The organism is Streptomyces sp. NBC_00212, from assembly GCF_045206365.1.
Lineage (GTDB): Bacteria > Actinomycetota > Actinomycetes > Streptomycetales > Streptomycetaceae > Streptomyces.
This window is the reverse complement of the sequence record NZ_CP108115.1, coordinates 6,490,022-6,513,558: the sequence shown is the minus strand read 5'-3', so window position 1 is coordinate 6,513,558 and position 23,537 is coordinate 6,490,022. Positions and strand designations below refer to the sequence as shown.

16 protein-coding genes and 1 tRNA gene are annotated in these 23,537 nt (G+C 68.7%); 8 read left to right on the top strand and 9 right to left on the bottom strand.

Annotated elements, in window-relative coordinates; all coding sequences use genetic code 11:
- Positions 1–6 precede the first annotated feature (6 nt).
- From OHA17_RS29685 to OHA17_RS29670, 4 genes are read left to right on the top strand one after another with little or no spacing between them, the layout of a single operon-like run.
- Positions 7–936: a branched-chain amino acid ABC transporter permease gene (locus OHA17_RS29685; RefSeq protein ID WP_053729286.1), complete on the top strand. Its 930-nt coding sequence runs from the start codon at positions 7–9 to the stop codon at positions 934–936.
- A gap of 5 nt (positions 937–941) precedes the next feature.
- Positions 942–2,741 carry a branched-chain amino acid ABC transporter permease gene (locus OHA17_RS29680; protein ID WP_406509092.1) on the top strand — a complete coding sequence of 600 codons (1,800 nt, stop codon included), beginning with the start codon at positions 942–944 and terminating at the stop codon, positions 2,739–2,741.
- 5 nt (positions 2,742–2,746) lie between these two features.
- The gene (locus OHA17_RS29675) at positions 2,747–3,607 is read left to right on the top strand and encodes an ABC transporter ATP-binding protein (protein ID WP_406510842.1); all 861 of its coding nucleotides are present in this window, start codon (positions 2,747–2,749) and stop codon (positions 3,605–3,607) included.
- Positions 3,604–4,320, top strand: a complete 717-nt coding sequence (locus OHA17_RS29670; protein WP_398876721.1) for an ABC transporter ATP-binding protein — start codon at positions 3,604–3,606, stop codon at positions 4,318–4,320. Before OHA17_RS29675 ends, OHA17_RS29670 begins: the two co-directional genes overlap by 4 nt.
- A 72-nt stretch (positions 4,321–4,392) precedes the next feature.
- On the opposite strand, the gene OHA17_RS29665 is transcribed toward OHA17_RS29670, so the two are convergent.
- Positions 4,393–5,049, bottom strand: coding sequence for an ANTAR domain-containing response regulator (locus tag OHA17_RS29665; protein ID WP_398876722.1), 657 nt, complete (start codon positions 5,047–5,049; stop codon positions 4,393–4,395).
- Between the two features lie 98 nt (positions 5,050–5,147).
- On the opposite strand from OHA17_RS29665, the gene OHA17_RS29660 reads away from it, so the two are divergent.
- Positions 5,148–5,220: transfer RNA gene (locus OHA17_RS29660), tRNA-Leu, on the top strand.
- A gap of 110 nt (positions 5,221–5,330) precedes the next feature.
- A complete protein-coding gene (locus tag OHA17_RS29655; RefSeq protein ID WP_406509091.1) occupies positions 5,331–6,110 on the top strand; it encodes a helix-turn-helix domain-containing protein in 780 nt (259 codons plus the stop codon).
- 45 nt (positions 6,111–6,155) lie between these two features.
- Here the strand turns inward: OHA17_RS29655 and pyk are convergent, their stop codons facing one another.
- Together pyk and OHA17_RS29645 are read right to left on the bottom strand one after the other, a co-directional pair.
- Positions 6,156–7,592, bottom strand: a complete 1,437-nt coding sequence (pyk, locus tag OHA17_RS29650; protein ID WP_406509090.1) for a pyruvate kinase — start codon at positions 7,590–7,592, stop codon at positions 6,156–6,158.
- 166 nt (positions 7,593–7,758) lie between these two features.
- On the bottom strand, positions 7,759–8,451 hold the full coding sequence (locus tag OHA17_RS29645) for an SIMPL domain-containing protein (protein WP_406509089.1): 693 nt from the start codon (positions 8,449–8,451) through the stop codon (positions 7,759–7,761).
- A gap of 160 nt (positions 8,452–8,611) precedes the next feature.
- On the opposite strand from OHA17_RS29645, the gene OHA17_RS29640 reads away from it, so the two are divergent.
- Complete coding sequence (locus OHA17_RS29640; protein ID WP_406509088.1) at positions 8,612–10,435, top strand: bifunctional metallophosphatase/5'-nucleotidase; 1,824 nt, start codon at positions 8,612–8,614, stop codon at positions 10,433–10,435.
- A gap of 19 nt (positions 10,436–10,454) precedes the next feature.
- Here OHA17_RS29640 and OHA17_RS29635 read toward each other — a convergent pair whose 3' ends face one another.
- The 5 genes from OHA17_RS29635 to OHA17_RS29615 all read right to left on the bottom strand — a co-directional run bounded on the left by OHA17_RS29635 (position 10,455) and on the right by OHA17_RS29615 (position 17,270).
- Entirely contained in the window at positions 10,455–11,867 is a 1,413-nt protein-coding gene (locus OHA17_RS29635; RefSeq protein WP_406509087.1) for a lysine N(6)-hydroxylase/L-ornithine N(5)-oxygenase family protein, read from the bottom strand.
- The gene (locus OHA17_RS29630) at positions 11,864–13,240 is read right to left on the bottom strand and encodes a pyridoxal phosphate-dependent decarboxylase family protein (protein WP_406509086.1); all 1,377 of its coding nucleotides are present in this window, start codon (positions 13,238–13,240) and stop codon (positions 11,864–11,866) included. The genes OHA17_RS29635 and OHA17_RS29630 overlap by 4 nt, the downstream gene beginning before the upstream one ends.
- A 170-nt stretch (positions 13,241–13,410) precedes the next feature.
- Entirely contained in the window at positions 13,411–15,933 is a 2,523-nt protein-coding gene (pepN, locus tag OHA17_RS29625; RefSeq protein WP_406509085.1) for an aminopeptidase N, read from the bottom strand.
- 135 nt (positions 15,934–16,068) lie between these two features.
- Positions 16,069–16,377 carry a chorismate mutase gene (locus OHA17_RS29620; RefSeq protein ID WP_406509084.1) on the bottom strand — a complete coding sequence of 103 codons (309 nt, stop codon included), beginning with the start codon at positions 16,375–16,377 and terminating at the stop codon, positions 16,069–16,071.
- Positions 16,378–16,382: 5 nt separating this feature from the next.
- Positions 16,383–17,270: a helix-turn-helix domain-containing protein gene (locus tag OHA17_RS29615; RefSeq protein ID WP_406509083.1), complete on the bottom strand. Its 888-nt coding sequence runs from the start codon at positions 17,268–17,270 to the stop codon at positions 16,383–16,385.
- A gap of 124 nt (positions 17,271–17,394) precedes the next feature.
- Here OHA17_RS29615 and OHA17_RS29610 point away from each other — a divergent pair, with 124 nt between their 5' ends.
- A complete protein-coding gene (locus OHA17_RS29610) occupies positions 17,395–19,173 on the top strand; it encodes a glycoside hydrolase family 35 protein (RefSeq protein WP_406510841.1) in 1,779 nt (592 codons plus the stop codon).
- A 727-nt stretch (positions 19,174–19,900) separates the two neighbouring features.
- On the opposite strand, the gene OHA17_RS29605 is transcribed toward OHA17_RS29610, so the two are convergent.
- Positions 19,901–22,981, bottom strand: a complete 3,081-nt coding sequence (locus OHA17_RS29605; RefSeq protein WP_406509082.1) for an endo-alpha-N-acetylgalactosaminidase family protein — start codon at positions 22,979–22,981, stop codon at positions 19,901–19,903.
- Positions 22,982–23,537: the final 556 nt, after the last annotated feature.

Below are 23,537 nucleotides of genomic sequence, written 5' to 3'. Positions count from 1 at the left end.
CCCGCGGTGCACGAACTGCCGCAACAGCTGGCCAATGGACTCATCCTCGGCGCGATGTACGGACTGATCGCGATCGGCTACACGATGGTCTACGGCATTGTCCAGCTCATCAACTTCGCCCACGGCGAGATATTCATGGTCGGGGGCTTCGGGGCTCTCACCGTCTTCCTCGCACTCCCGGCAGGCTTCTCACTCCTCGCCGCCATCCCCCTCATGATCATCGGCGGAGTCATCGTCTCCGTCCTCGTCGCCACCGCAGCCGAACGCTTCGCCTACCGGCCCCTGCGCAACGCACCACGGCTCGCCCCGCTCATCACCGCGATCGGCCTCTCCCTCGCCCTCCAGCAGGCCGTATGGAAGTGGTACCCCGACGCCAAGAAGGACCGCTCCTTCCCTCAATTCGACGGCAGCCCCTTCCACGTCCTCGGCGCCAACATCCAGCGCGGCGACCTCTTCATCCTCATCGCCGCCCCCGTCTGCATGATCGCCCTCGGGTTCTACGTCACCAAGACCCGCACCGGCCGCGGCATGCAAGCAACCGCCCAGGACCCCGACACCGCCAAGCTCATGGGCATCAACACCGACCGCATCATCGTCATGGCCTTCGCCATCGGCGCCGCGTTCGCCGCCATCGCAGCCGTCGGCTACGGCCTCCACAACGGCCAAGTCGGCTTCCGCATGGGCTTCATCATGGGCCTCAAAGCCTTCACCGCAGCAGTCCTCGGCGGCATCGGCAACATCTACGGAGCCATGCTCGGCGGCATCGTCCTCGGCCTCGCCGAATCCCTCGCCGTCGGCTACATCGGCAACATCCCCAGCATGGAACTCTTCGGCGGCGGCGCCTGGAAGGACGTATGGGCCTTCGTCCTCCTCATCGTCGTCCTCCTCGTACGACCCCAAGGCCTGCTCGGCGAACGCGTCGCGGACAGGGCGTGATCACCATGACCACCAACACCACCCACGCCAACGACAGCGGCACCCCGCTCATCCCGCTGCTGCCCACCACCCTCGCCCGGCACGCCGTCACCGCAGGCGCCGCCATCGCCCTCATCGGCACCTTCCTCGCCTGGACCTGGACCAGCGACTTCCCCGGCGACCTCACCGTCACCGGCTACCCCGGCGGCCTCCAACTCCTCACCCTCACCACCGCAGCCCTCACCATCCTCTTCGCCCTCTCCGGATACGGCGTCCAAGGACTGCGCTGGCTCACCCCCGCCGCCACCAACGCACCCCTGCGCCTGCTCGCCCTCGCCACCCTCGGCACCACCGGCTACACCCTCGGCGCCATCTCCAGCGAACTCGGCGGCATCGTCAACCTCGAACCCGGCGCCTACGTCTCCGGCATCGGCGCCCTCATCGCCGCCCTCGGCGCCTTCGCCCTCCCCGGCGACACACCCGGCACCGACACCACCGGCGACAACGCCTGGCAACGCATCCGCCACACCCTCGCCGCCCCCAGCCCCCGCCCCGCCAAAACCATCCCCGACTGGGCCGGCATCCTCATCATCGTCGCCGCCTTCGCCATCGGCCTCTACGTCTTCGCCTACGGCATCGACACCGAATACACCGAACTGTTCATCGGCTTCCTCATCACCGCCGCGTTCACGTTCGCCGCCCTCACCCAGGCAGGCCTCATCGCCCGCCTCTCCGCACTCACCGCACAACACCGCACCGTCACCCTCAGCGCCGCCTTCGTCGCCGCCATCTGCTTCCCCTTCACCCAGAACAGCGACGAATACGCCCTCATCGGCGCCAACATCCTCATCTTCGCCACCGTCGCCCTCGGCCTCAACGTCGTCGTCGGCCTCGCCGGACTCCTCGACCTCGGCTACGTCGCCTTCCTCGGCGTCGGCGCCTACGCCGCAGCCCTCGTCTCCGGCGCCAGCCAATCCAGCCTCGGCGTCCACTTCCCGTTCTGGGCAGCCATCCTCGTCGGCGCCGGCGCATCCCTCATCTTCGGCGTCCTCATCGGCGCCCCCACCCTGCGGCTACGCGGCGACTACCTCGCCATCGTCACCCTCGGCTTCGGTGAGATCTTCCGCATCACCATGAACAACCTCAACGGGAACAGCGGACCCAACGTCACCAACGGCTCCCGAGGCATCCCCGCCATCCCCGACATCACCATCTTCGGATACGACCTCGGCGTCCCCCACGACGTCGCCGGCTTCACCCTCGGCAAACCCGGCAACTACTACCTCCTGATGCTCGTCATCACCCTCGTAGTCGTCACCGTCTTCCGCCGCAGCGCCGACAGCCGCATCGGCCGCGCCTGGGTCGCCATCCGCGAAGACGAAACCGCCGCCACCGCCATGGGCATCAACGGCTTCCGCGTCAAACTCATCGCCTTCGCACTCGGCGCCACCCTCGCCGGACTCGCCGGCACCGTACAAGGCCACCTCACCAGCACCGTCACCCCCGAGCAGTACCAATTCGCCGGATCCGTACCCCCCAACTCCGCCTTCCTCCTCGCCGCCGTCATCCTCGGCGGCATGGGAACCATGAGCGGACCCCTCATCGGCGCCTCACTGCTCTACCTCATCCCGGCCAAACTCCAATTCATGCAGGACTACCAGCTCCTCCTCTTCGGAGTCGCCCTCATCGTCCTCATGCGCCTGCGCCCCGAAGGCATCGTCGCCGACCGCAGGAAAAAGCTCGAATTCCACGAAACCGGCCAACTCGACGTACCCGACGAGGGCCTCACCGACACACCCGTCGGCGTCACCAAGGCGGGGGCGTGACCAGCATGACCACCACGACCAACACCGTCCTCCACGCCAGCGGCGTCACCATGCGCTTCGGCGGACTCACCGCCGTACGAAACGTCGACCTCACCGTCAACAGCGGCGAAATCATCGGCCTCATCGGACCCAACGGCGCAGGCAAAACCACCTTCTTCAACTGCCTCACCGGCCTGTACGTCCCCACCGAAGGAAAGGTGACGTACAAGGACACCGTCCTCCCCCCAAAGCCCCACCTCGTCACCAAAGCCGGCGTCGCCCGCACCTTCCAGAACATCCGCCTGTTCCCCAACATGACCGTCCTGGAAAACGTCCTCGTCGGCCGCCACACCCGCACCAAAGAAGGCCTCTGGTCCGCACTCCTCAGGCTCCCCGGATTCAAAAAAGCGGAGAACGCCTCACGCGAACGAGCCATGGAACTCCTGGAGTTCACCGGCCTCGCCGCAAAAGCAGACCACCTCTCCCGCAACCTCCCCTACGGCGAACAACGCAAGCTCGAAATCGCCCGCGCCCTCGCCAGCGAACCCGGACTCCTCCTCCTCGACGAGCCCACCGCCGGCATGAACCCCCAAGAAACCCGCGCCGCCGAAGAACTCATCTTCGCCATCCGCGACCAAGGCATCGCCGTCCTCGTCATCGAGCACGACATGCGCTTCATCATGAACCTCTGCGACCGCGTCTCCGTCCTCGTCCAAGGCGAAAAACTCGTCGAAGGCACCCCCGACATCGTCCAAGCCGACGAACGCGTCATCGCCGCCTACCTCGGCACCCCCTTCGAAGGCGCACCCGGAGACGAGGAACTCGCCGAAGTAGAAGCAGCAGAAACGGCGCAGAGCACCACCAGCACCGAAGGAGACACCCCGTGACCGCACTCCTCGAAGTCGAGGACCTCCGGGTCGCCTACGGCAAAATCGAAGCCGTAAAAGGCATCTCCTTCAGCGTCGAAGCAGGCCAGGTCGTCACCCTCATCGGCACCAACGGCGCCGGCAAAACCACCACCCTGCGCACCCTCTCCGGCCTCCTCGAACCCCTCGCCGGACACATCAAATTCGACGGCAAACCACTCAAGAACGTCCCCGCACACAAAATCGTCGCCCTCGGAATGGCCCACTCCCCCGAAGGCCGCCACATCTTCCCCCGCATGACCATCGAGGACAACCTCCGCCTCGGCGCCTACCTCCGCGACGACAAAGCAGGCATCGAAAAAGACATCCAGCGCGCCTACGACCTCTTCCCCATCCTCGGAGAACGCCGAAAGCAAGCCGCAGGCACCCTCTCCGGCGGCGAACAACAAATGCTCGCCATGGGCCGCGCACTCATGTCCCAGCCGAAGCTCCTGATGCTCGACGAACCGTCGATGGGCCTCTCCCCGATCATGATGCAAAAGATCATGGCGACCATCACCGAGCTCAAAGCACAAGGCACCACCATCCTGCTCGTCGAACAGAACGCCCAAGCCGCACTCTCCCTCGCCGACCACGGACACGTCATGGAAATCGGCAAAATCGTCCTCTCCGGAACCGGCCAGGACCTCCTCCACGACGAATCCGTCCGCAAGGCCTACCTCGGCGAAGACTGAATTCCGGGTACGCACGAGAGTGGCCCGCATCCGGGGTGCCGGATACGGGCCACTCTTTTCAGTACTCGGGGCTTACTGGCCCTTCGCCGCCTTCTTCTCCTCGGCGTCCTCAATAACCGCCTCGGCCACCTGCTGCATCGACATACGCCGATCCATCGACGTCTTCTGAATCCACCGGAACGCTGCCGGCTCCGACAACCCGTACTGCGTCTGCAGCACCGACTTCGCCCGATCCACCAACTTCCGCGTCTCCAAACGCTGCGAGAGGTCCGCGACCTCCTGCTCCAACGCCTTCAACTCCGTGAACCGCGACACCGCCATCTCGATCGCCGGCACGACATCGCTCTTGGAGAACGGCTTCACGAGGTACGCCATCGCACCGGCGTCCCGCGCCCGCTCGACCAGGTCCCGCTGACTGAACGCCGTCAGCATGAGCACCGGGGCGATCGACTCCTTCGCGATCAGCTCGGCGGCGGAGATCCCGTCCAGGACGGGCATCTTCACATCCAGGATCACCAGATCCGGCCGGTGCTCCCGGGCCAGCTCGACGGCCCGCTGCCCGTCACCGGCCTCGCCCACGACCGCGTAGCCCTCTTCTTCGAGCATCTCTTTGAGGTCGAGCCGGATGAGGGCCTCGTCCTCGGCGATGACGACGCGGGTCGTCAGCGGGGGGACGTGCGTCGCATCGTCGTCGTCTGCGATGGGCTGGGGCGACTCGGGGGCGGTCACGGGGGCTCCTTATTTAAGGCAGGTGCTGCTGCATGAGCCTACCTAGCTCCTGTATGTTTGAGACACGAGGGGTCTCCGGTATCCTTCGTTTCGAAGGGGCCCCGGTAGCCCAGCGGTAGAGGCCATGGATTCAAAACCCATACAGCGTCGGTTCGAATCCGACTCGGGGCACTTCTCCTTCGATTTCCAGGTTCACCAGATACTTGGGGATCTTCACTCGACCTAGTGAACACGTGGTCGAATCGCTGCCGTAAGCGGTGCATGCGGCAAATGTCGCAGCCATGGAGCAGCACACCTCTTCGATACGTAACGAAGCCGTCACTCTGCTGCGGCAGGGCATGGCCAACAGAGCCGTGGCCGAACATCTGAGTGTGCCCCGGGGCACGGTCGGGTGGTGGCGCCACGAGGACCGCCGACGCCGCGGCGAAACGTACAAGCCCCCCACTGACTGCCCGCAATGCACGGGGCGGGATTTCGATCGCGTGGCGTACGCCTACTTGCTGGGCCTCTACCTGGGCGACGGGCACATCATCTCGAAGCCCAAGCAGCACCACCTGTCCATCTTCTGCAACGCCGCCCAGACCGGCCTGATCGATGCTGCCGAACAGGCAATGCGGTCGGTCATGCCCCTGTCCAGCGTCAAGAGGAGACAGAGGCAGGGGTGTGTCGAGGTCAAGTCCTTTACGCGGCACTGGACTTGCATGTTTCCTCAGCACGGCCCCGGCAAGAAGCACGAGCGGCGCATCGCGCTCCAACCCTGGCAGCAGGACATCGTCGACGCCCATCCCTGGGAATTCGTCCGAGGCCTCATCCACTCCGACGGCTGCCGCGCCACCAACTGGACCACCCGCATAGTCGGCGGCGAGAAGAAGCGCTACGAGTACCCGCGCTACTGGTTCACCAACATGTCGGACGACATCCGGCAGCTCTATACCGACACCCTCGATCGACTGGGCATCGAGTGGCGGCACTGCACTCGTCAGGGGCAGCCGTACAACATATCCGTCGCGAAGCGGCACTCAGTAGAGCTCATGGACCAGCACATAGGTCCCAAATACTAACGAGGGCCCCCTGCAAAGGGTGGGGCAAGGGGCCGTGGCCCAGGGTTACTTGGGGCTGTCGTCCTCGCCGATGTGGTGGACGCGGACCAGGTTCGTCGAGCCCGGAACCCCCGGCGGGGAGCCCGCCGTGATGACGACCACGTCGCCCTTCTTGCAGCGGCCCACCTTCAGGAGCATCTCGTCGACCTGGGCCACCATCTCGTCGGTGGATTCGACGTGCGGGCCGAGGAACGTCTCCACGCCCCACGTGAGGTTGAGCTGGGAGCGGGTGGCCGGCACCGGGGTGAAGGCGAGGAGCGGGATCGGGGAGCGGTAGCGGGAGAGGCGCTTGACTGTGTCTCCGGACTGGGTGAAGGCGACGAGGAATTTCGCGCCGAGGAAGTCGCCCATTTCGGCGGCCGCTCGGGCCACCGCGCCGCCCTGGGTGCGGGGCTTGTTGCGTTCGGTGAGCGGGGGCAGGCCCTTGGCCAGGACGTCTTCTTCCGCCGCTTCTACGATGCGGCCCATCGTGCGCACCGTTTCGACGGGGTACTTGCCGACGCTGGTCTCGCCGGAGAGCATCACCGCGTCGGTGCCGTCGATGACGGCGTTGGCGACGTCGCTCGCTTCGGCCCTGGTGGGGCGGGAGTTGTCGATCATTGAGTCGAGCATTTGGGTGGCGACGATGACGGGCTTGGCGTTGCGTTTCGCCAGCTTGATGGCTCGCTTTTGGACGATCGGGACGAGTTCCAGGGGCATTTCGACGCCGAGGTCGCCGCGGGCGACCATGATGCCGTCGAAGGCGGCGACGATGTCGTCGATGTTGTCGACGGCCTGGGGTTTTTCGATTTTGGCGATGACGGGGAGGCGTCGGCCTTCTTCGTCCATGATGCGGTGGACGTCTTCGATGTCGCGGCCGCTGCGGACGAAGGAGAGGGCGATGATGTCGGCTCCGGTGCGCAGGGCCCAGCGGAGGTCGTCCTGGTCTTTTTCGGAGAGGGCGGGTACGGAGACGGCGACTCCGGGGAGGTTGAGGCCTTTGTGGTCGGAGACCATGCCGCCTTCGGTGACGAGGGTGTGGACTTGGGGTCCGTCGATGCCGGTGACTTGGAGGGCGACTTTGCCGTCGTCGACGAGGATGCGTTCGCCGGTGGTGACGTCGGCGGCGAGGCCGGGGTAGGTGGTGCCGCAGAGGTGGCGGTCGCCTTGGGTGTCGGGTTCGGTGGTGATGGTGAACTGGTCGCCGCGTTCAAGGAGTACGGGGCCTTCGGTGAAGTGTCCGAGGCGGATCTTCGGGCCTTGAAGATCGGCGAGGATGCCGACGTTGTGGCCGGTTTCGTCGGAGGCTTTGCGGACGTGTTGGTAGCGCTCTTCGTGGTCGGCGTAGGTGCCGTGGCTGAGGTTGAAGCGGGCTACGTCCATTCCGGCTTCGACCAGGGCTTTGATCTGGTCGTATGTGTTGGTGGCGGGCCCTAGGGTGCAGACGATTTTGGCTCGGCGCATGGTTTGAGCCTAGGGCTTACCGGTGGGTAGGGATTTGGGCTGGGGTTACTGCTCAACAACCTTTGCGTGAAGGGTGGTTGACAAGTGTTGAATTGTGCGCGGGGGCGCTCCGATGAGCATTTCGGGGCGCCCGGCGTGTGTCCGCGCTACGGGGTGTGTTCGGGTGTCAGAGTTTTGGCGGGGTCATGATGAAGCGGGCGTTGACGCGGGCGTGGATGGATTGGCGTTGGGGTTCGAGGTCGAGGGCGGGGGCGGGTTCGGCGGCGCCGGGGGCTGCGGCGCGGAAGGCCATGCCGCCGGTGGGGCGGCCGTAGCCGGTGGTGGGGGTTTCGGCGCCGGGGTCGGAGAGTTCGACGAGGGCGGCGAGGGTGGCGCCGAGGGCATCGGCGTATTCGCGGGCGCGTACGACGGCTTGTTGGACGGCTTGGCGGCGTACTTTGCCGTATTCGGGTGAGTCGTGGCGCAGTGCCCACCAGGGGCCGTCGACGCGGGTGAGTTCGAGGTCGGCGAGGCGGGTGGTGAGTTCGCCGAGTGCGGTGAAGTCGGTGAGTTCGGCGGTGATGTAGACGGTGCCGTGGTAGGTGCGGACGCGTTCGCCGCGGCCGTGGCGGGTGAGTTCGGGGGTGAGGGAGAAGGCTCCGGTTTCGAGTTTTTCGATGGCGTCGCCGTAGCTTTTGATGAGGTTGATGACGTGGGTGTTGCGGCGGGTGAGGTCGTCGAGGGTGGCGCGGCGGTCGGGGCCGCGGGTGGTGATGGCGATGCTGATGCGGGCGATTTCGGGGTCGACTTCGAGGTGGGCTTCGCCGTGGACGGCGAGGCGTGGCTGGTCGGGTGTGCCGTAGGGCTGGGGGTTGGTCATGGCTTCACTGTGACATCCCGTTCTGTCAGGTGCCGGTCATCGAATCGAAACCTGCGGGGGGTGTTGCGGGTGGTTGCTGTTGCGTCAGAATCCGTGGGTCTACGCGCGTCGCCGCTGGGTGCAACTTCTACGCGCGTCACACGACTTCAGGGAGAAGACCATGCCGCTGAACCGCAGGACGTTCCTGGGCACTACGGCCGCCGCAGGGGCCGGGGTGGCCGTTGTGGGGGGTACGGCGTTGCCCGCCGAGGCCGAGGCTCGTGGCCAGGATGTGGCGGCCCATGGGCACGGACGTCCGCCGAAGCGGTACGCGTTCTCTGTGATGGGCACGACGGATCTGCACGGCCATGTCTTCAACTGGGACTACTTCACGGACAAGGAGTACGACGACGCGGGGCACAACGACGTGGGTCTGGCGAAGATCTCGACGTTGGTGGATCAGGTCCGTAAGGAGAAGGGCCGTCACAACACGCTGTTGATCGATGCGGGTGACATCATCCAGGGCACGCAACTGTCGTACTACTACGCGCGGGTGGAGCCGATCACGGGTTCGGGCGGCAAGCGGGGCCCGGAGCATCCGATGGCGCTGGCGATGAACCACATGCGCTACGACGCGGCCGCGCTCGGCAATCACGAGTTCAATTACGGCATTCCGACGCTGCGGGCGTTCCAGGAGCAGTTGAACTTCCCTCTGCTTGGCGCGAATGCGCTGGATGCGAAGACGTTGAAGCCGGCGTTTCCTCCGTACACGGTGTGCCGTCTGAAGGTGCCGCACGGGCCGGATGTGAAGGTGGGGATCCTGGGTCTGACGAATCCGGGGATCGCGATCTGGGACAAGGCCAATGTGCAGGGGAAGATGACGTTCCCGGGTCTTGTGGAGCAGGCGAAGATCTATGTGCCGAAGTTGCGGGCGCTGGGTTGTGACGTGGTGATCTGTACGGATCATTCGGGTCTTGACGGCAGTACGTCGTACGGGGACGCGTTGCCGTATCCGGAGAACGCGTCGTCGTTGGTGGCGGAGCAGGTGCCGGGTATTGACGCGATTCTGGTGGGTCACACGCACAAGGAGGTGGCGTCGCGGACGGTGGTGAACAAGGAGACCGGTAAGTCGGTGGTGCTTTCCGAGCCGTACATGTGGGGTATGCGGCTGAGTGTCTTCGATTTCGCGCTTGAGTTTTCGCGGGGGCGTTGGCATGTGACGTCGGTGACGGCGGATGTGCGGAACGCCAATGCGGTGGCCGAGGACCCGGTGGTGTCGAGGCTGGTGAAGGCGGAGCACGACAAGGTCGTGGCGTATGTGAACCAGGTGGTGGGCACCAATGGTGCCCAGATGCGGTCGGCGGAGGCTCCGTACAAGGATGTGCCGATCATCGATCTGATCAATCACATTCAGGCGGAGACGGTGAAGGCGGCGCTGGCGTCGACCGAGTACAAGTCGCTGCCCGTGCTGTCGCAGGCCGCCTGTTTCTCCCGGTCGGCGGTGATTCCGGCGGGCCAGGTGACGATCAAGGATGTGGCGGGTCTGTATGTGTACGAGAACACGTTGGAGGCGCGGCTTCTGACGGGTGCTCAGGTGCGGGCGTATCTGGAGTTCTCGGCGAACTACTACGTGCAGACGACGGGCGCGGTGGATCCTGCGAAGATCACGAACGCGGACAACACGCCGGATTACAACTACGACGTGGTGCGTGGTGTGTCGTACGAGGTGGACATCGCGAAGCCGGCCGGTTCGCGGGTTTCGAAGGTGATGTTCGACGGCAAGCCGTTGGACGACAAGGCGCAGTTCGTGCTGGCAGTGAACAATTACCGGGCCAATGGTGGCGGTAATTTCCCGGGGGTGGCCACCGCCAAGCAGTTGTGGGCGAACTCCGACGAGATCCGTAACACGATGATCGCGTGGGTGAGGGCGAAGGGTGTCATCGATCAGGCGGAGTTCGCTTCGGTGGACTGGAAGCTGACGCAGAACGGTGTTGCCGTGTTCTGAGCCGTCGGCTCGTTGTGTGTCACCGCTGTTCGACGAGCGGTACCAGGCCCCCTGGCTGTTGTGCCGGGCGGGCCTGGTTCTTTTTTCCGAGGCCGAAGGTGGTGAATGAGGTGCGGGTGGGCAGGGGGTAGGGCTCTTTGCCGGTGAGGGAGTTGAGGATGGTGGCGCTGCGCCAGGCGGCGAGGCCGAGGTCGGGGGCGCCGACGCCGTGGGTGTGTTTTTCGGCGTTCTGGATGTAGACGTTTCCGGTGACGGAGTTGTCGAGGAGGAGTTTGAACTCTTCGTCGATGCAGGGGCGTTCGGAACTGTCGTAGCGCATGTAGGGGTCGAGTCCGGCGAGCAGGTGGCCGAGGGGGCGTTCGCGGTAGCCGGTGGCGAGGACGACGGCGTCGGTGGTGAGGCGGTCGCGTACGCCTTGCTGGGTGTGTTCGAGGTGGAGTTCGACCTTGGTGGTGGCGACGCGTCCTGCGGTGCGTACGCAGACGCCGGGGGTCATGGTGACGTCGGGCCAGCCGCCGTGCTGGGTGCGGCGGTAGAGCTCGTCGTGGATGGCGGCCATGGTGTCGGCGTCGATGCCTTTGTGGAGCTGCCATTGGCGGGGCAGGAGCTGGTCGCGTACGGCTTCGGGCAGGGCGTGGAAGTAGCGGGTGTAGTCGGGGGTGAAGTGTTCGAGGCCGAGCTTGGAGTACTCCATGGGTGCGAAGGCTTCGGTGCGGGCGAGCCAGGTGATTTTTTCGGCGCCGGCGGGGCGGGCCCGGAGCAGGTCGAGGAAGACTTCGGCGCCCGACTGGCCGGAGCCGATGACGGTGATGTGGTCGGCGGTGAGGAGTCGTTCGCGGTGGTCGAGGTAGTCGGCGGAGTGGATGACGGGGACGGCGGGGGCGTCGGCGAGGGGTTTGAGGGGTTCGGGGACGTGGGGTTCGGTGCCGACGCCGACGACCAGGTTGCGGGCGTAGGAGCGGCCGAGTGCTTCGGCTTCGCCGTGGGCGTCGAGTTGGGTGAAGTCGATTTCGAAGAGGGCGTGTTCGGGGTTCCAGCGGACGGCGTCGACCTGGTGGGAGAAGTGGAGGCAGGTGAGGTTTTCGCTGACCCAGCGGCAGTAGGCGTCGTATTCGGTGCGCTGGATGTGGAATTTTTCGGCGAAGTAGAACGGGAAGAGCCGTTCGCGGTGCTTGAGGTAGTTGAGGAAGGACCAGGGGCTGGCGGGGTCGATAAGGGTCACGAGGTCGGCGAGGAAGGGGACTTGGAGGGTGGCGCCTTCGATGAGGAGGCCGGGGTGCCAGTGGAAGGCGCGGTGTTGTTCGTAGAAGGCGGTGTCGAGTCCGCCGGGTAGGCCGTGGGCGAGGGCGGCGAGGGAGAGGTTGAAGGGGCCGATGCCGATGCCGACGACGTCGTGGGGGCGTTCTTCGGGGGTGGGGGGTTGGGGGGTCATCGGGGGGTGCCTTCCGTGGTGGCGCTGAGGGTGGTTTCGAGGAGGGTGTGCAGGTCGTGGGGGGTGAGGTGGGGGTTGAGGAGGGTGGCTTTGAGCCAGAGGCGGCCGTCGGCGCGGGCGCGGCCGAGGACGGCGGTGCCGTCGGTGAGCAGGGTGCGGCGGATGTGGGCGACGGCGTCGTCGGTGGCGCCTTGGGGGCGGAAGAGGACGGTGGAGATGGCGGGGTGTTCGTAGAGCTCCAACTGGGGGTGTTCGTCGATGAGTTGGGCCAGTTCGCGGGCGGCGGCGCAGACGCGGTCGACGAGGTGGGCGAGGCCGTCGCGGCCGAGGGCTCGGAGGGTGACGGCGATTTTGAGGACGTCGGGGCGGCGGGTGGTGCGCGGGGAGCGGCCGAGGAGGTCGGGGAGGCCGGCGTCGGTGTCGTCGTCGGCGTTGAGGTAGTCGGCGGTGTGGCCGAGGGGGGTGAGGTGGTGGGGGTCGGCGACGGCGAGGAGGCCGGCGGCGACGGGTTGCCAGCCGAGTTTGTGCAGGTCGAGGGTGACGGTGTGGGCGTGCTCGATGCCTGCGAGTTTGTGTCGGTGCTGGTCGCTGAACAGGAGGGGTCCGCCGTAGGCGGCGTCCACGTGGAGGGGGGCGTGGTGGGTGGCGCAGAGGTCGGCGATGGCGGGCAGGGGGTCGATGGCGCCGGTGTCGGTGGTGCCGGCGGTGGCGACGACGAGGAGGGGGTGGTGGAGGTGGGTGAGGGCGTCGTCGAGGGCGGCAAGGTCGGTGGTGCCGGTGGGGGCGGGTACGACGACGGGTTCGGGCAGGCCGAGGAGCCAGGCGGCGCGGTGGATGGAGTGGTGGGTGTGGGCGCCGCACACGACTTGGACGGGGCCGTGGTGTTCGCGGGCGAGGAGGAGGGCGAGTTGGTTGGACTCGGTGCCGCCGGTGGTGATGAGGGCGTCGCCGTGGGGCCAGATTTCCTGGCCGAGGGTGCGGGTGACGAGTGTTTCGAGTGCGGAGGCGGCGGGGGCCTGGTCCCACGAGTCCATGGAGGGGTTGAGGGCTGATGCGGCGAGGTCGGCGGCGGCCGCGAGGGCGAGGGGCGGGGTGTGGAGGTGGGCGGCGCAGTTCGGTTCGGCGGGGTCCGCGGCGCCTTCGGCGAGGGTGCGTACGACGGTGTTGAGGGCTTCTTCGGCGCCGGTGCCGTGGGTGGGGAGGATGTCGTGGGCGGCGTCGTGGACGCGGCGGGCGACGGTGTGGGGGCCGCCTCGGGGCAGCGGGCCGCCCCGGGTTTTCGCCCCTTGATGGAGGGCGTCGAGTACGACGTCGAGGAGGGGGCGCAGGGCCGCGGGCCCTGCGGTGCCTCCGGCGAGGGGCGGGCTGTGCATGGGGTTCCTTCGGGTGTGTGGGCAGCGGCTGCACCAGCGTGGTCCCGTGTCTGCTGGTGAAGCCGCTGTTCACGACGATCTCTACCCGAAAGTGGTATTGCCTTACGGTGGGCGCGAGTTGGGGCGGGCGATTGCTGCTATGGCCCGCGTCCCCGGCTCGCCCCGGTGGTTCAGCCGCGTACGGTCAGGGCGCGGCGCAGGTCGTCGACCTGGTCGGCGAGTTTGCGGCGCAGGGCGGGCAGGAGGTCGGCCTGGTCGAGGCAGGTTTCGCCGAGGTGGACGGCGTCCGCGTCGACGACGGGCATGGGGAAGGCGTAGCGGCCGGCGGCTTCGGCGATGGCGGGGCCTCGGCGGTTGGCGAGGGGGACGGCGTCCTGGTAGTAGCGGGCGACGTACGGCTGGAGGATGTCGGCCTGTTCGGGTTGCCAGAAGCCTTGGGCGGTGGCGGTGAACAGGTAGTTGGACAGGGTGTCGCTCTGGAACATGGCGGTCCAGGCGGCTTCTTTGGCGGCGGGGGTGGGCAGGGCGGCGCGGCAGCGGGCGGCGCCTTCTTCGCCGGTGGCGCTGGGGTCGGCGGTGAGGGCGGCCGCGATTTCCTGCTCGTCGGTGGCGCCGAGGACGGCGAGGCGGGTGAGGATGCGCCAGCACAGTTCGGGGTCGAGTTCGGGGCCGCCGGGGACGCTGCCTTCGTCGAGCCAGCCGCGGATGGTGTCGGGTTGGGCTGCGGCGTCGATGAAGTGGCGTACGGCGGTGAGGCGCAGGCCGGGGTTGCTGCCGTCCTCGGTGCGGCGCATGAGGGCGCGGGTGAGGTCGGTGAGGAGGGCGAGGGCGGTGGGGCGTTCGCCGGCGGGCAGGTAGCGGTCGGTGATGTGGGAGGCGAAGGTGAGGACGCCCTGGACGACGGCGAGGTCGGCTTCGTCGGCGAGGTGGGCGCGGGCGGTCTCCAGGTAGGCGGCGGGTTCGAGTTCGCCGTCGCGGACCATGTCGCGCAGGGTGTTCCACAGGACGGCGCGGGTGAGTGCGTCGGGTACGCCGGACAGGGAGCGCAGTGCGGTTTCGGTGGACGTTTCGTCGAGGCGGACCTTGGCGTAGGTGAGGTCCTGGTCGTTGAGGACGAGGAGGGCGGGGCGCCGGCCGGGGCGTGCGGTGGTGGCTTCGCCTTGGGGTACGTCGATGTCGAAGCGTTCGCGCAGGACGAGGTGGCGGCCGTCGTTCAGGTCGCGGTCGTAGGCGCCGACGGTGAGGCGGTGGGGGCGCTCGCCGTGCTGGGTGACGGTGAGGTGCCAGTTGCCGTCGGCTTCGGTGACGGTGGGGGTGAGGGTGTCGACTCCGGTGGTGCCGAGCCATTGCCGGGCCCAGGCGTGGACGTCGCGGTCGGTGGCGGAGGCGAGGGAGTCGATGAAGTCGGCGAGGGTGGCGTTGGCGAACTTGTGCCGGTTGAAGTGGGTGTTGATGCCGGCGAGGAAGTCCTTCTCGCCGAGCCAGGCGACGAGTTGGCGCAGCGCCGAGGCGCCCTTGGCGTAGGAGATGCCGTCGAAGTTGAGCATCGCGGAGGCGGTGTCGGGGACGGCTTCGGGTGCGGGGGCGACGGGGTGGGTGGTGGGCCGTTGGTCGGCGTCGTAGCCCCAGGCCTTGCGGACGATGCCGAAGTCGACCCACGTGTCCGTGCCCCTCCACCTGGGGGGACACCCCCCAGACCCCCCGTGGGTCACTTCGTTGAGGGTCTGGTAGCCCATGTATTCGGCGAAGGACTCGTTCAGCCAGATGTCGTCCCACCATTGGAGGGTGACGAGGTCGCCGAACCACATGTGGGCCATTTCGTGGGCGACGACCATGGCGCGGGTCTGGCGTTCGGTGTCGGTGACGGCGGAGCGGTAGACGAACTCGTCGCGGAAGGTGACGAGTCCGGGGTTCTCCATGGCGCCCGCGTTGAATTCGGGGACGAAGGCCTGGTCGTAGGAGTCGAAGGGGTAGGGCTCGTCGAACTTCTCGTGGTAGCGGTCGTAGCACTGCCGGGTGATCTCGAAGAGTTCGTCGGCGTCGGCGTCGAGGTGGGGGGCGAGGGAGCGGCGGCAGTGCAGGCCGAAGGGGAGCCCTGCGTGTTCGGTGGTCACCGAGTGCCAGGGGCCGGCGGCGAGGGCGACGAGGTAGGTGGAGATGAGGGGGGTGGTGGCGGCTTTCCAGCGGCCGTCGTCCTGCTGTTCGGTGATGCTGTTGGCGAGGACTTTCCAGCCGTCGGGGGCCTTGACGGTGAGGTCGAAGGCGGCTTTGAGGTCGGGCTGGTCGAAGGCGGCGAAGACGCGCTGGACGTCTTCCATGAACAGCTGGGTGTAGGTGTAGGTCTCGCCGTCGGCGGGGTCGGTGAAGCGGTGCAGTCCTTCGCCGGTGTGCGAGTAGTTCATGACGGCGTCGACGTGCAGTTCGTGGGGGCCCGCGGTGAGGTGGGTCAGGGCGAGGCGGTTCCCGGCGAGGGCCTCGGGGTCCAGGGGCTGCCCGTCGAGGGTGACCGAGCGCAGCACGGCGGGCTTGACCTCGACGAAGGTGTCCCCGGCGGTGCGTGCGGTGAAGTGGATGACGGTGCGGGACGTGAAGGTGTCCTCGCCGCCGGTGGTCAGGTCGAGTTCGATGCGGTAGCGCTGTACGTCGAGGAACTGGGCTCGGGTCTGCGCTTCGTCGCGCGTCAGTACGGACATGGGGCCCATGCTGCCCGAAGGGGACGGGTGAGCACAGGGGCGGCGGGGCTCGCGCGGTGCCGGAGCCGGCGTCCGGTCCGCGGGGTTCGGGCGCGGGCTCTGGCGTGGTGCGGGTGGCGAGCCGGGCCGCGGCGGTCAGGCCGACTTGGCGATGGTCTCGTGGTGCCTGATGACCTCGGCGATGATGAAGCCCAGGAGCTTCTCGGCGAAGGCCGGGTCGAGTTTGGCGTTCTCGGCGAGGCTGCGCAGCCGGGCGATCTGTTCGGCTTCGCGCGAGGGGTCGGCCGGGGGGAGCTTGTGTTCGGCCTTGAGGTGGCCCACCTGCTGGGTGCATTTGAAGCGCTCGGCCAGCATGTGCACGACAGCCGCGTCGATGTTGTCGATGCTGTCGCGGAGCCGGGACAGCTCTGCCTGCACGGAGGCGTCGATCGTGGTCATGGTCATCGAGCTTACGTGGCGTGGCCCGCGATCGTGGGCGGGTGTTCAGGATCCGGGATCTGCCGGCTCCAGCCGCCGGGCACGGACCGGCTCTGCTGTTCGCGGAAGCGTACGGGTGCGATGCCGACGCGGCGGGTGAACAGGCGGGAGAAGTAGGCGGGGTCGTCGTAGCCGACGCGGCGGGCGACGGCCGCGACCGGCAGTTCTGTTGCGGCGAGGAGTTCTTTGGCGCGGCCGAGGCGGATGCCGAGGAGGTAGTCCTTGGGGCTGCAGCCGGCGGCCCGGCGTACGGCGGTGCGCAGTTCGGCGGGGGTCATGCCGTGCCGGGAGGCGTGTTCGGCCACCGACAGGGGCTGGAAGGCGTCGCGGGCCAGGGCGTCGAGGACGGGGTCGCCGTCGGGGGCGACGTCGGCGCGGGCGCGGCGCAGCGCGACGAGCAGTTCGTGGACGGCGGCCGCGGTCTCGACCTCCAGGAGCGGGTTGCCGCGGCGGGCGGCCCTGGCGATGCGGGCGACGGCGGCGCGGGCGCCCACGGTGTCGCTGAGCGGTACGACGGGCCGGTCGGGTTCGATGTAGCCGAGTTCGGTGTAGGTGGCGGCGGCGGGCCCGGTGAAGTCGACGAAGGATTCGTCCCAGCCGGTGGCGGGGTCGGGCCCGTAGTGGTGGGGCACGCCGGGGGTGAGCCAGATCAGGGCGGGCGCGGTGACGGGGATCCTGCGGCCGTCGGGGCCGCGGAACCAGCCGCCGCCCGCGCCGATGACGACGGCGACGTGGTGGTCGAGGGTGCGGGGCCCGACGGTGGGCAGCGTGCCGTGCTGGAGTCCCACCCCGAGGCAGACCAGGCCGAGCCGGTGGTGGGCCGGACTCGGGGTGAAATACCGCATCCAGGTGTGATACATACCGGTTTCCGCTTCCTCCCGGGTCCCCCTTGCGTCCAATCAGCGCCGATCTTTGTCCATGGACCCCCGCCGCGCCAGGGGCGAGAGTGGCCCGGCACAGTGATCGAGAGAGATGGGCGGGCCGGTGGGCGACTTCACCGTGGGGGACGAGGACTTTCTGCTCGACGGGCGGCCGGTGCGGCTCCTGTCGGGTGCGCTGCACTATTTCCGGGTGCACGAGGCGCAGTGGGGGCACCGGCTCGCGATGCTGCGGGCGATGGGTCTGAACTGCGTCGAGACGTACGTGCCGTGGAACCTGCACGAGCCGTTCCTGGGCCGGTACGAGGATGTGGGGGCGCTGGGCCGCTTCCTGGACGCGGCGCACGAGGCCGGCCTGTGGGCGATCGTCCGTCCCGGGCCCTACATCTGTGCCGAGTGGGAGAACGGGGGGCTTCCGCACTGGCTGACGGGCCGGCTCGGACGCCGGGTGCGGACGGACGACGCGGAGTACCTGGTCCATGTGAACCGCTGGTTCCGCAGGCTGCTCCCCCAGGTCGCCGAGCGCCGGCTCGACCGGGGCGGGCCGGTGCTCATGGTGCAGGTGGAGAACGAGTACGGCAGTTACGGCAGCGACCGGGGCTATCTGCGTCACCTCGCCGACCTGCTGCACGAGTGCGGCATCACCGTGCCGCTGTTCACCTCGGACGGCCCGGAGGACCACATGCTGACCGGCGGCTCCCTGCCGGGCGTCCTGGCCACGGCGAACTTCGGCAGCGACGCCCGCGAGGGTTTCGCGGTCCTGCGCCGCCACCAGCCCTTGGGGCCGTTGATGTGCATGGAGTTCTGGTGCGGCTGGTTCGACCACTGGGGCGCGGACCATGTGGTGCGGGACGCGGTGGACGCGGCGGCGACCCTGCGGGAGATCCTGGAGTGCGGGGCGTCGGTCAACATCTACATGGCGCACGGCGGCACCAACTTCGCGGGCTGGTCTGGCGCGAACCGGGCGGGTGACCTGCACGTGGGCGCGCTGGAGCCGACGGCGACGTCGTACGACTACGACGCGCCGATCGACGAGGCGGGCCGGCCGACGGAAAAGTTCTGGCGCTTCCGTGAGGTCCTTGCGGGGTACCAGGACGGCCCGCTGCCCGAACTCCCGCCGGAACCGGTCGAGTTGACGGGGGCTTTCACGGCTGATGTCGGCGAGTGGGCGCCCCTGTCGGACGTCCTGGACGTGCTGGGCGGGGAGGAGAGCGAGTCCTCGGTCCCGCCGACGTTCGAGGAGCTGGACGTGGACCGGGGTCTCGTCCGCTACCGCCTCGACGTGCCCGGGCCTCGGCAGCCGTATCCGCTCGGCGTGCTCGGGCTGCGCGATGTGGCGACGGTGTACGTCGACGGGGTGCGGGCCGGGGTCCTGGACACCGAGGACGCGACGCTGCCGGATCCGGTCCCGGGGGGCGCGGAGGTCGAGCTGTGGGTGGAGTCGCTCGGCCGGGTCAACTACGGGCCGCGCAGCGGGGAACCGAAGGGGATCACCGGTGGGGTGCTGCATGAGCGGCAGTATCTGCACGGGGTGCGGGCGCGGGGGCTCCGCCTGGACGCGTTCGCCTCGCCGGAGGGGGTGCGGAAGGTGCCCTTCCGTACGCCGGCGGCGTCCGGTGCTCCGGGCCTGTACCGGGGCGGCCTCGACCTGCCGCCGGGGACGGCCGCGTCCTGCGCCTGGCTTCAACTCCCTTACTGGGGGCGGGGGTTCGCGTGGGTGAACGGGTTCTGCCTGGGGCGGTACTGGGGGGTGGGGCCGCAGCGGGGCCTGTACGTGCCGGGGCCGGTGCTGCGGGCGGGGTCGAACGAGGTGTGGGTGCTTGAGCTGGACAGCGCGGGTGAGGCGGTCACGCTGGGTTCATCCCCCACCCCGCCCCTTCCCTAGACCCTCCGGGGGTGGGACGGCCGAGTCGGGGTGGGCCCACGACGGTGTGTGGGCGGGGCGCCGCGTCACGGGGTAGTCCGGGAGATCGGCCCCACTGGGCGGCCAGGGAGAGAAGCTCTCCTGGTGGCTGTGGGGGTGCGTCTCGGTGCTGTGGTTGTCGCTCATGCGGCCATGCTCCCGCGAATGCCTGATCACTTGCAGGGTGCGCGCGGCTTGGGCGGCGGGGCCCGGCACGCTGCCGGCCGCGGGCCGTGGGTGCCTGCTCGCGCAGCCCGCCGCACCCCTGGCCGGGTGCGGTGCGGGCCCCCCTCGGGCCTGCGCCCCGAACCCCGACGCCCTTCAGTCTGCGGACCATGCGTGGCTGGTCGCGCAGTTCCCCGCGCCCCTAGCCGCATGTGATGCGGGCACACCCGGCCCGACCGGGCGGCAGACCCTGGCACCTTCGACTGCGGACCATGCGTGGCTGGTCGCGCAGTTCCCCGCGCCCCTGTAGGGCACCCAGCACCACCAGTCGCGCCCGCGCGGCGGAGCCGCACAATGTCACAGCCCCGCACCCCTAACAGCATCGCCCCTGACCAGCACCGCCATCTTCAGCCCGTCATGGGGGTCCCCCCTGGCCCTTAAGGCCTTGGGGGAGATTGAGGACGAGCGCCCTTCAGGCGAGAACGGGGTCTGGGGCGGAGCCCCAGCAGCGACCACCGTCACAGCGGGAAGGGGCGGGGTAGGGCTAGAGCTCCCTCGTCTCGAACGTGTCCAGTGCCACCTCCGCCACCCCGTCGTCCCCCACCTTCCGCAGGCCCACCCAGGCCACCCCCACCGCCGGCGCGGTGAACTCGTAGGTGAACAGGGCGGGTTCCGGGGCCGCCGGAAGCGCGACCCTGGTCAGCTCGCGCGGCGCCGGATCGTCCACCCCCGTGACCCACGCGTACTGCCCCGCCTTCTCGTTCTCGTACCGGAAGGACACCCGGTACCGGCGCCCCGGCAGGAAGCGGACCGTGTGGTCCACCGTGCGGTAGACCAGCCCCTCGTTCTCGCCCCGCGATTTCAGGGACTGGGTGCCGTCGACCACGTCGTCGATCGATTTGCCGTTCCAGCCGCGCCGGGTGAACGGGGCGTGGCGTTGGGCGATGTGGGTGCGCGGGTCGGTGGAGCCGCCCGCGTCGCCCTTCACGAAGACGCCCCAGCCGGACGGGACGTTCTCGAAGTCCTCGTGGGCGAGTGTGCCCGGCCGTACCGTCACCTCGACCCGTACCACTCGTACGTTGTCGAAGCGGATCCGTGCCGGCCCCTCGTCGGCGCGGAGCGTCAGGGTGACCGGGCCGCCGCCTGCCGGGACCGTGAAGGGGACGGACATGCGCTGGAAGCGGGTGTCGTGCTTGCGGTCGGCGGCCACGTAGTTGCCCGCGGTGGAGGCGTCGGTCCAGTTGGTGGCGGTGACGCCGTCGGCGGTGCGGATGTCGAGGGCGGCCCGGCGCCGCTGCCCCGGCTGCTCGCCGACCTCGACCTGGACGGACGCGGAGTAGGTGCCGGGTGCGAGGCGGGCCAGGCGCTGGCCGGCCGTGGCCGCGCCTCCTGCGGGCAGGACGAGTTCGTAGTCGCCGAGCGGGCTGCGGGCCACCTTCGCCGTGCCGGTCACCTGCCAGCCCTCAAGAGTGCCGGAGTTGAACCCGGGGTCGTGGACGGGGGTGAACTGGCCCCAGGACGGGTCCCCTTGGGCTCGCGCCCGTTCCCGGTACACCACGTACGGCTGCCCCGCGACCGCGTCCGCGATGGTGACCTGGCCCGCCCAGACCGGGAGGTCCCCGACGTACGCCCGGCCCTGGTCGGTCAGCCGGTACAGGAACGCCTTGCGCAGGCCCGTCCAGCCGCGCGGCAGGCGCCAACTGCTCGTCCCGCCGCGCGGGTTGTAGTGGTACAGCTTCGCGGGGTCGGTGGCGTTGCGGGGTTCCCACGGCAGGAGGTAGGTGCCGGCGTCGTACACGAGGCGGCCGTCGGTGGTGATGCGGCGCGCGCCCGTCGCGTCACAGACCGAGGTGCGGGTGGGGCCGGCGAAGGTGACCTCGTGGTCGGTCCAGCGCTCGATGGGGTGGGCCTGGAGGTATTTGGCGGGCAGGGACTCCGTCCAGATCAGGTCGTAGAACGTCGTCCAGTCGGTCTTGCCGGTCCAGCCCTCGAAGTTGCCCATGTGGGCGTGGCCGAGCAGGGTGGGCCACTTGTTGGCGAAGACGTCCTTCTGGTGGTGCCGGACGAAGCGGATGAGCTGGGAGTTGATGCCGCGCGAGGTGTCGGGTCCGTAGTCCGTCTCGTTCGCCCAGTGCGACCACAGGGAGGAGCGTTCCAGGCCGTGGCCCCATTCGGAGGCGACGAGCCAGCCCTGGTCGCGCAGGGCGCGCTGGAGGCGGTCGGAGGTCCAGCCGGATTCGCGGAACACGTCGAGGTAGATCGCGTCGAGTCCGTGGTCGGTGTCGCGGCGCAGGTCTGCGAAGCGCTTGATGACGTCGCCGGAGACGAGGTCGCGGCGCTGGTCGATGCGGTAGGACTGGTCGAGCCAGTCCCATTGCCGGTTGTTCTTGTCGACGAGGGTCTCGGAGAAGGCGTTGGCGACGGGGTAGGACTCGGTGGCGTTGACGTGGACGGCGAAGTCGCTGTTCCACTTCTTGCCCTCCCGGACCAGGGAGTTGAGGTCGGTGAGGCCGCCCGCGCGCTGGTTGTAGTTGCCCGCGTAGTCGGGGTGGGCGGAGTCGTGGCCCTCCGACTGGTAGCCCTTGAGCAGGGTGTACTGGCGCAGTCCGTCGGTGGCGAGCGAGATCCGTTTGACGTTGTCGAGGGTGGCCAGGAACGGGTTGGTGGCCTGCGATGCGAAGTTGAAGGGGATGTGCGCGACGACGCGGAGGTGCTGGTCGTCGGCGCCGAGCGGGGTGACCATGATGTCGCGGAACGCGATGGCGGCGTCCTGCCAGTCGACGACGCCGTCGCCGCCCCGGTCGCCGGTGACGACGACGGTGGCGTACGGGAGGGGCTCGGTGGCGCCGGTCGGCGCGGTCGCGGCGCGGTGGGTCCACTGGCCCGGCACGAGCTGGGCCTTGACGTAGCCGTCCTTCTTGACGGTCTGGCGCCACAGCCGTCCGTTCTCCCAGGTGGCTCCGGGGGTGGTGGCGGGATTGTCGTAGACGGTGTTGGTCTCGATGGCGCCGCCGAGCGCGTGGTGGGCGAGGACCGCGTAGGCGCAGCCGGTGGGGCGCGCGTCCGGGGCGGTGGTGGCGGTGGGTGTGACGAGGGTGTCGCCGCTCTTGGCCTTGTCCAACTGGAGCTGGGCGGCGAGGAGTTGGGCGCCCGGCTGGTCGCTGCGTACGGAGAGCAGGGCGAGGCCGGGGATCTGGAGGGTGCCGACGCGCAGGGCGGCGGTGTCGTCGATGCGGGTGACCCGCCAGTCGACGCGGTGGTCGGTGACCCGGATCTCCACGGCGATCTCGGTGCCGCCGTCGAAGGCGAGCGTGTAGGCGATGCGGTCCCGGCCGGGGTGCGCGGTCACCTGGGGGGTGTGCGGGGCGCCGTCGATGAGGACGTCGGTGACGGGGTCCTCCTGGCCGTGCAGCACGGCGCCGGTGGCGCGGTCGGTGTACGTCACGACGCGCGGGAACGCGGTGTCGACGCGGACGTCGAGTGCGGCGGAGCGCAGTACGGTCTCCCCCGCCGGGTGCGCTGCGGCGAGCGCCGTCGAGGGGATGCCCAGGGCGGCTCCGGCGCCTGCCAGGGCGGTGGCCGCGACCACTGTCCTCCGCTTCGGCCCGTGCTGTTCGGCGTTCACGCTCGCTCCTTGTCGTGGCGGCTTCCGGTGCGGGTCACGATGTGCCGCGCGGGGCGGGTGCGCCCATGGACAAAGGAGTGGGACGTGTTGGACTAACGGGTTCCGGTGGCGGGTGGGAGTGGGGCCCGCACGGCCCGGTTGGCGCTTACCGGCCGCAGCGGTGGCGGGTCGGCGGCCGTGCTCCATGGCAGAAAGGATCTGCCCCTGGTCTATGCCAGCGGATGAATCGCCTGTTGCCCGTGGCGCCCGCCCGCGCATTGTGGAAAGCGCGCTGTCCGAAAAGGGTGCCGGTCGGCAGGGGGCCTCTTGTTTCTTTTCGGACAGACTCTCCGGAACGGTTCGGCTACCGAATGTGAGCCCCTACTGTTGTTCCTGCGAAGCGCTGGCCATGATCGAAAGCAAGCGCGCGGCGGGCCGCCGCGTGCTTGGCCGAATGGGGGCTCGGCACCATGGCCGTGGAGTTCTTCGCCTTCGGGGAGCAAGAGGGGGCGGAACGCCGATGGTGCGGGTGAAACGGAACGGTATGGATGCGGGCGTCGCACGGTGCGCCGGACTG

What these genes read in the sequence shown, in the direction of transcription:
- OHA17_RS29680 (WP_406509092.1), top strand. Translation starts at nt 942, where the DNA reads ATGACCACCAACACCACCCACGCCAACGACAGCGGCACCCCGCTCATC.
- OHA17_RS29675 (WP_406510842.1), top strand. Translation starts at nt 2,747, where the DNA reads ATGACCACCACGACCAACACCGTCCTCCACGCCAGCGGCGTCACCATG.
- OHA17_RS29655 (WP_406509091.1), top strand. Translation starts at nt 5,331, where the DNA reads ATGGAGCAGCACACCTCTTCGATACGTAACGAAGCCGTCACTCTGCTG.
- pyk (WP_406509090.1), bottom strand. Translation starts at nt 7,592, where the DNA reads ATGCGCCGAGCCAAAATCGTCTGCACCCTAGGGCCCGCCACCAACACA.
- OHA17_RS29645 (WP_406509089.1), bottom strand. Translation starts at nt 8,451, where the DNA reads ATGACCAACCCCCAGCCCTACGGCACACCCGACCAGCCACGCCTCGCC.
- OHA17_RS29640 (WP_406509088.1), top strand. Translation starts at nt 8,612, where the DNA reads ATGCCGCTGAACCGCAGGACGTTCCTGGGCACTACGGCCGCCGCAGGG.
- OHA17_RS29635 (WP_406509087.1), bottom strand. Translation starts at nt 11,867, where the DNA reads ATGACCCCCCAACCCCCCACCCCCGAAGAACGCCCCCACGACGTCGTC.
- OHA17_RS29630 (WP_406509086.1), bottom strand. Translation starts at nt 13,240, where the DNA reads ATGCACAGCCCGCCCCTCGCCGGAGGCACCGCAGGGCCCGCGGCCCTG.
- pepN (WP_406509085.1), bottom strand. Translation starts at nt 15,933, where the DNA reads ATGTCCGTACTGACGCGCGACGAAGCGCAGACCCGAGCCCAGTTCCTC.
- OHA17_RS29620 (WP_406509084.1), bottom strand. Translation starts at nt 16,377, where the DNA reads ATGACCATGACCACGATCGACGCCTCCGTGCAGGCAGAGCTGTCCCGG.
- OHA17_RS29615 (WP_406509083.1), bottom strand. Translation starts at nt 17,270, where the DNA reads ATGTATCACACCTGGATGCGGTATTTCACCCCGAGTCCGGCCCACCAC.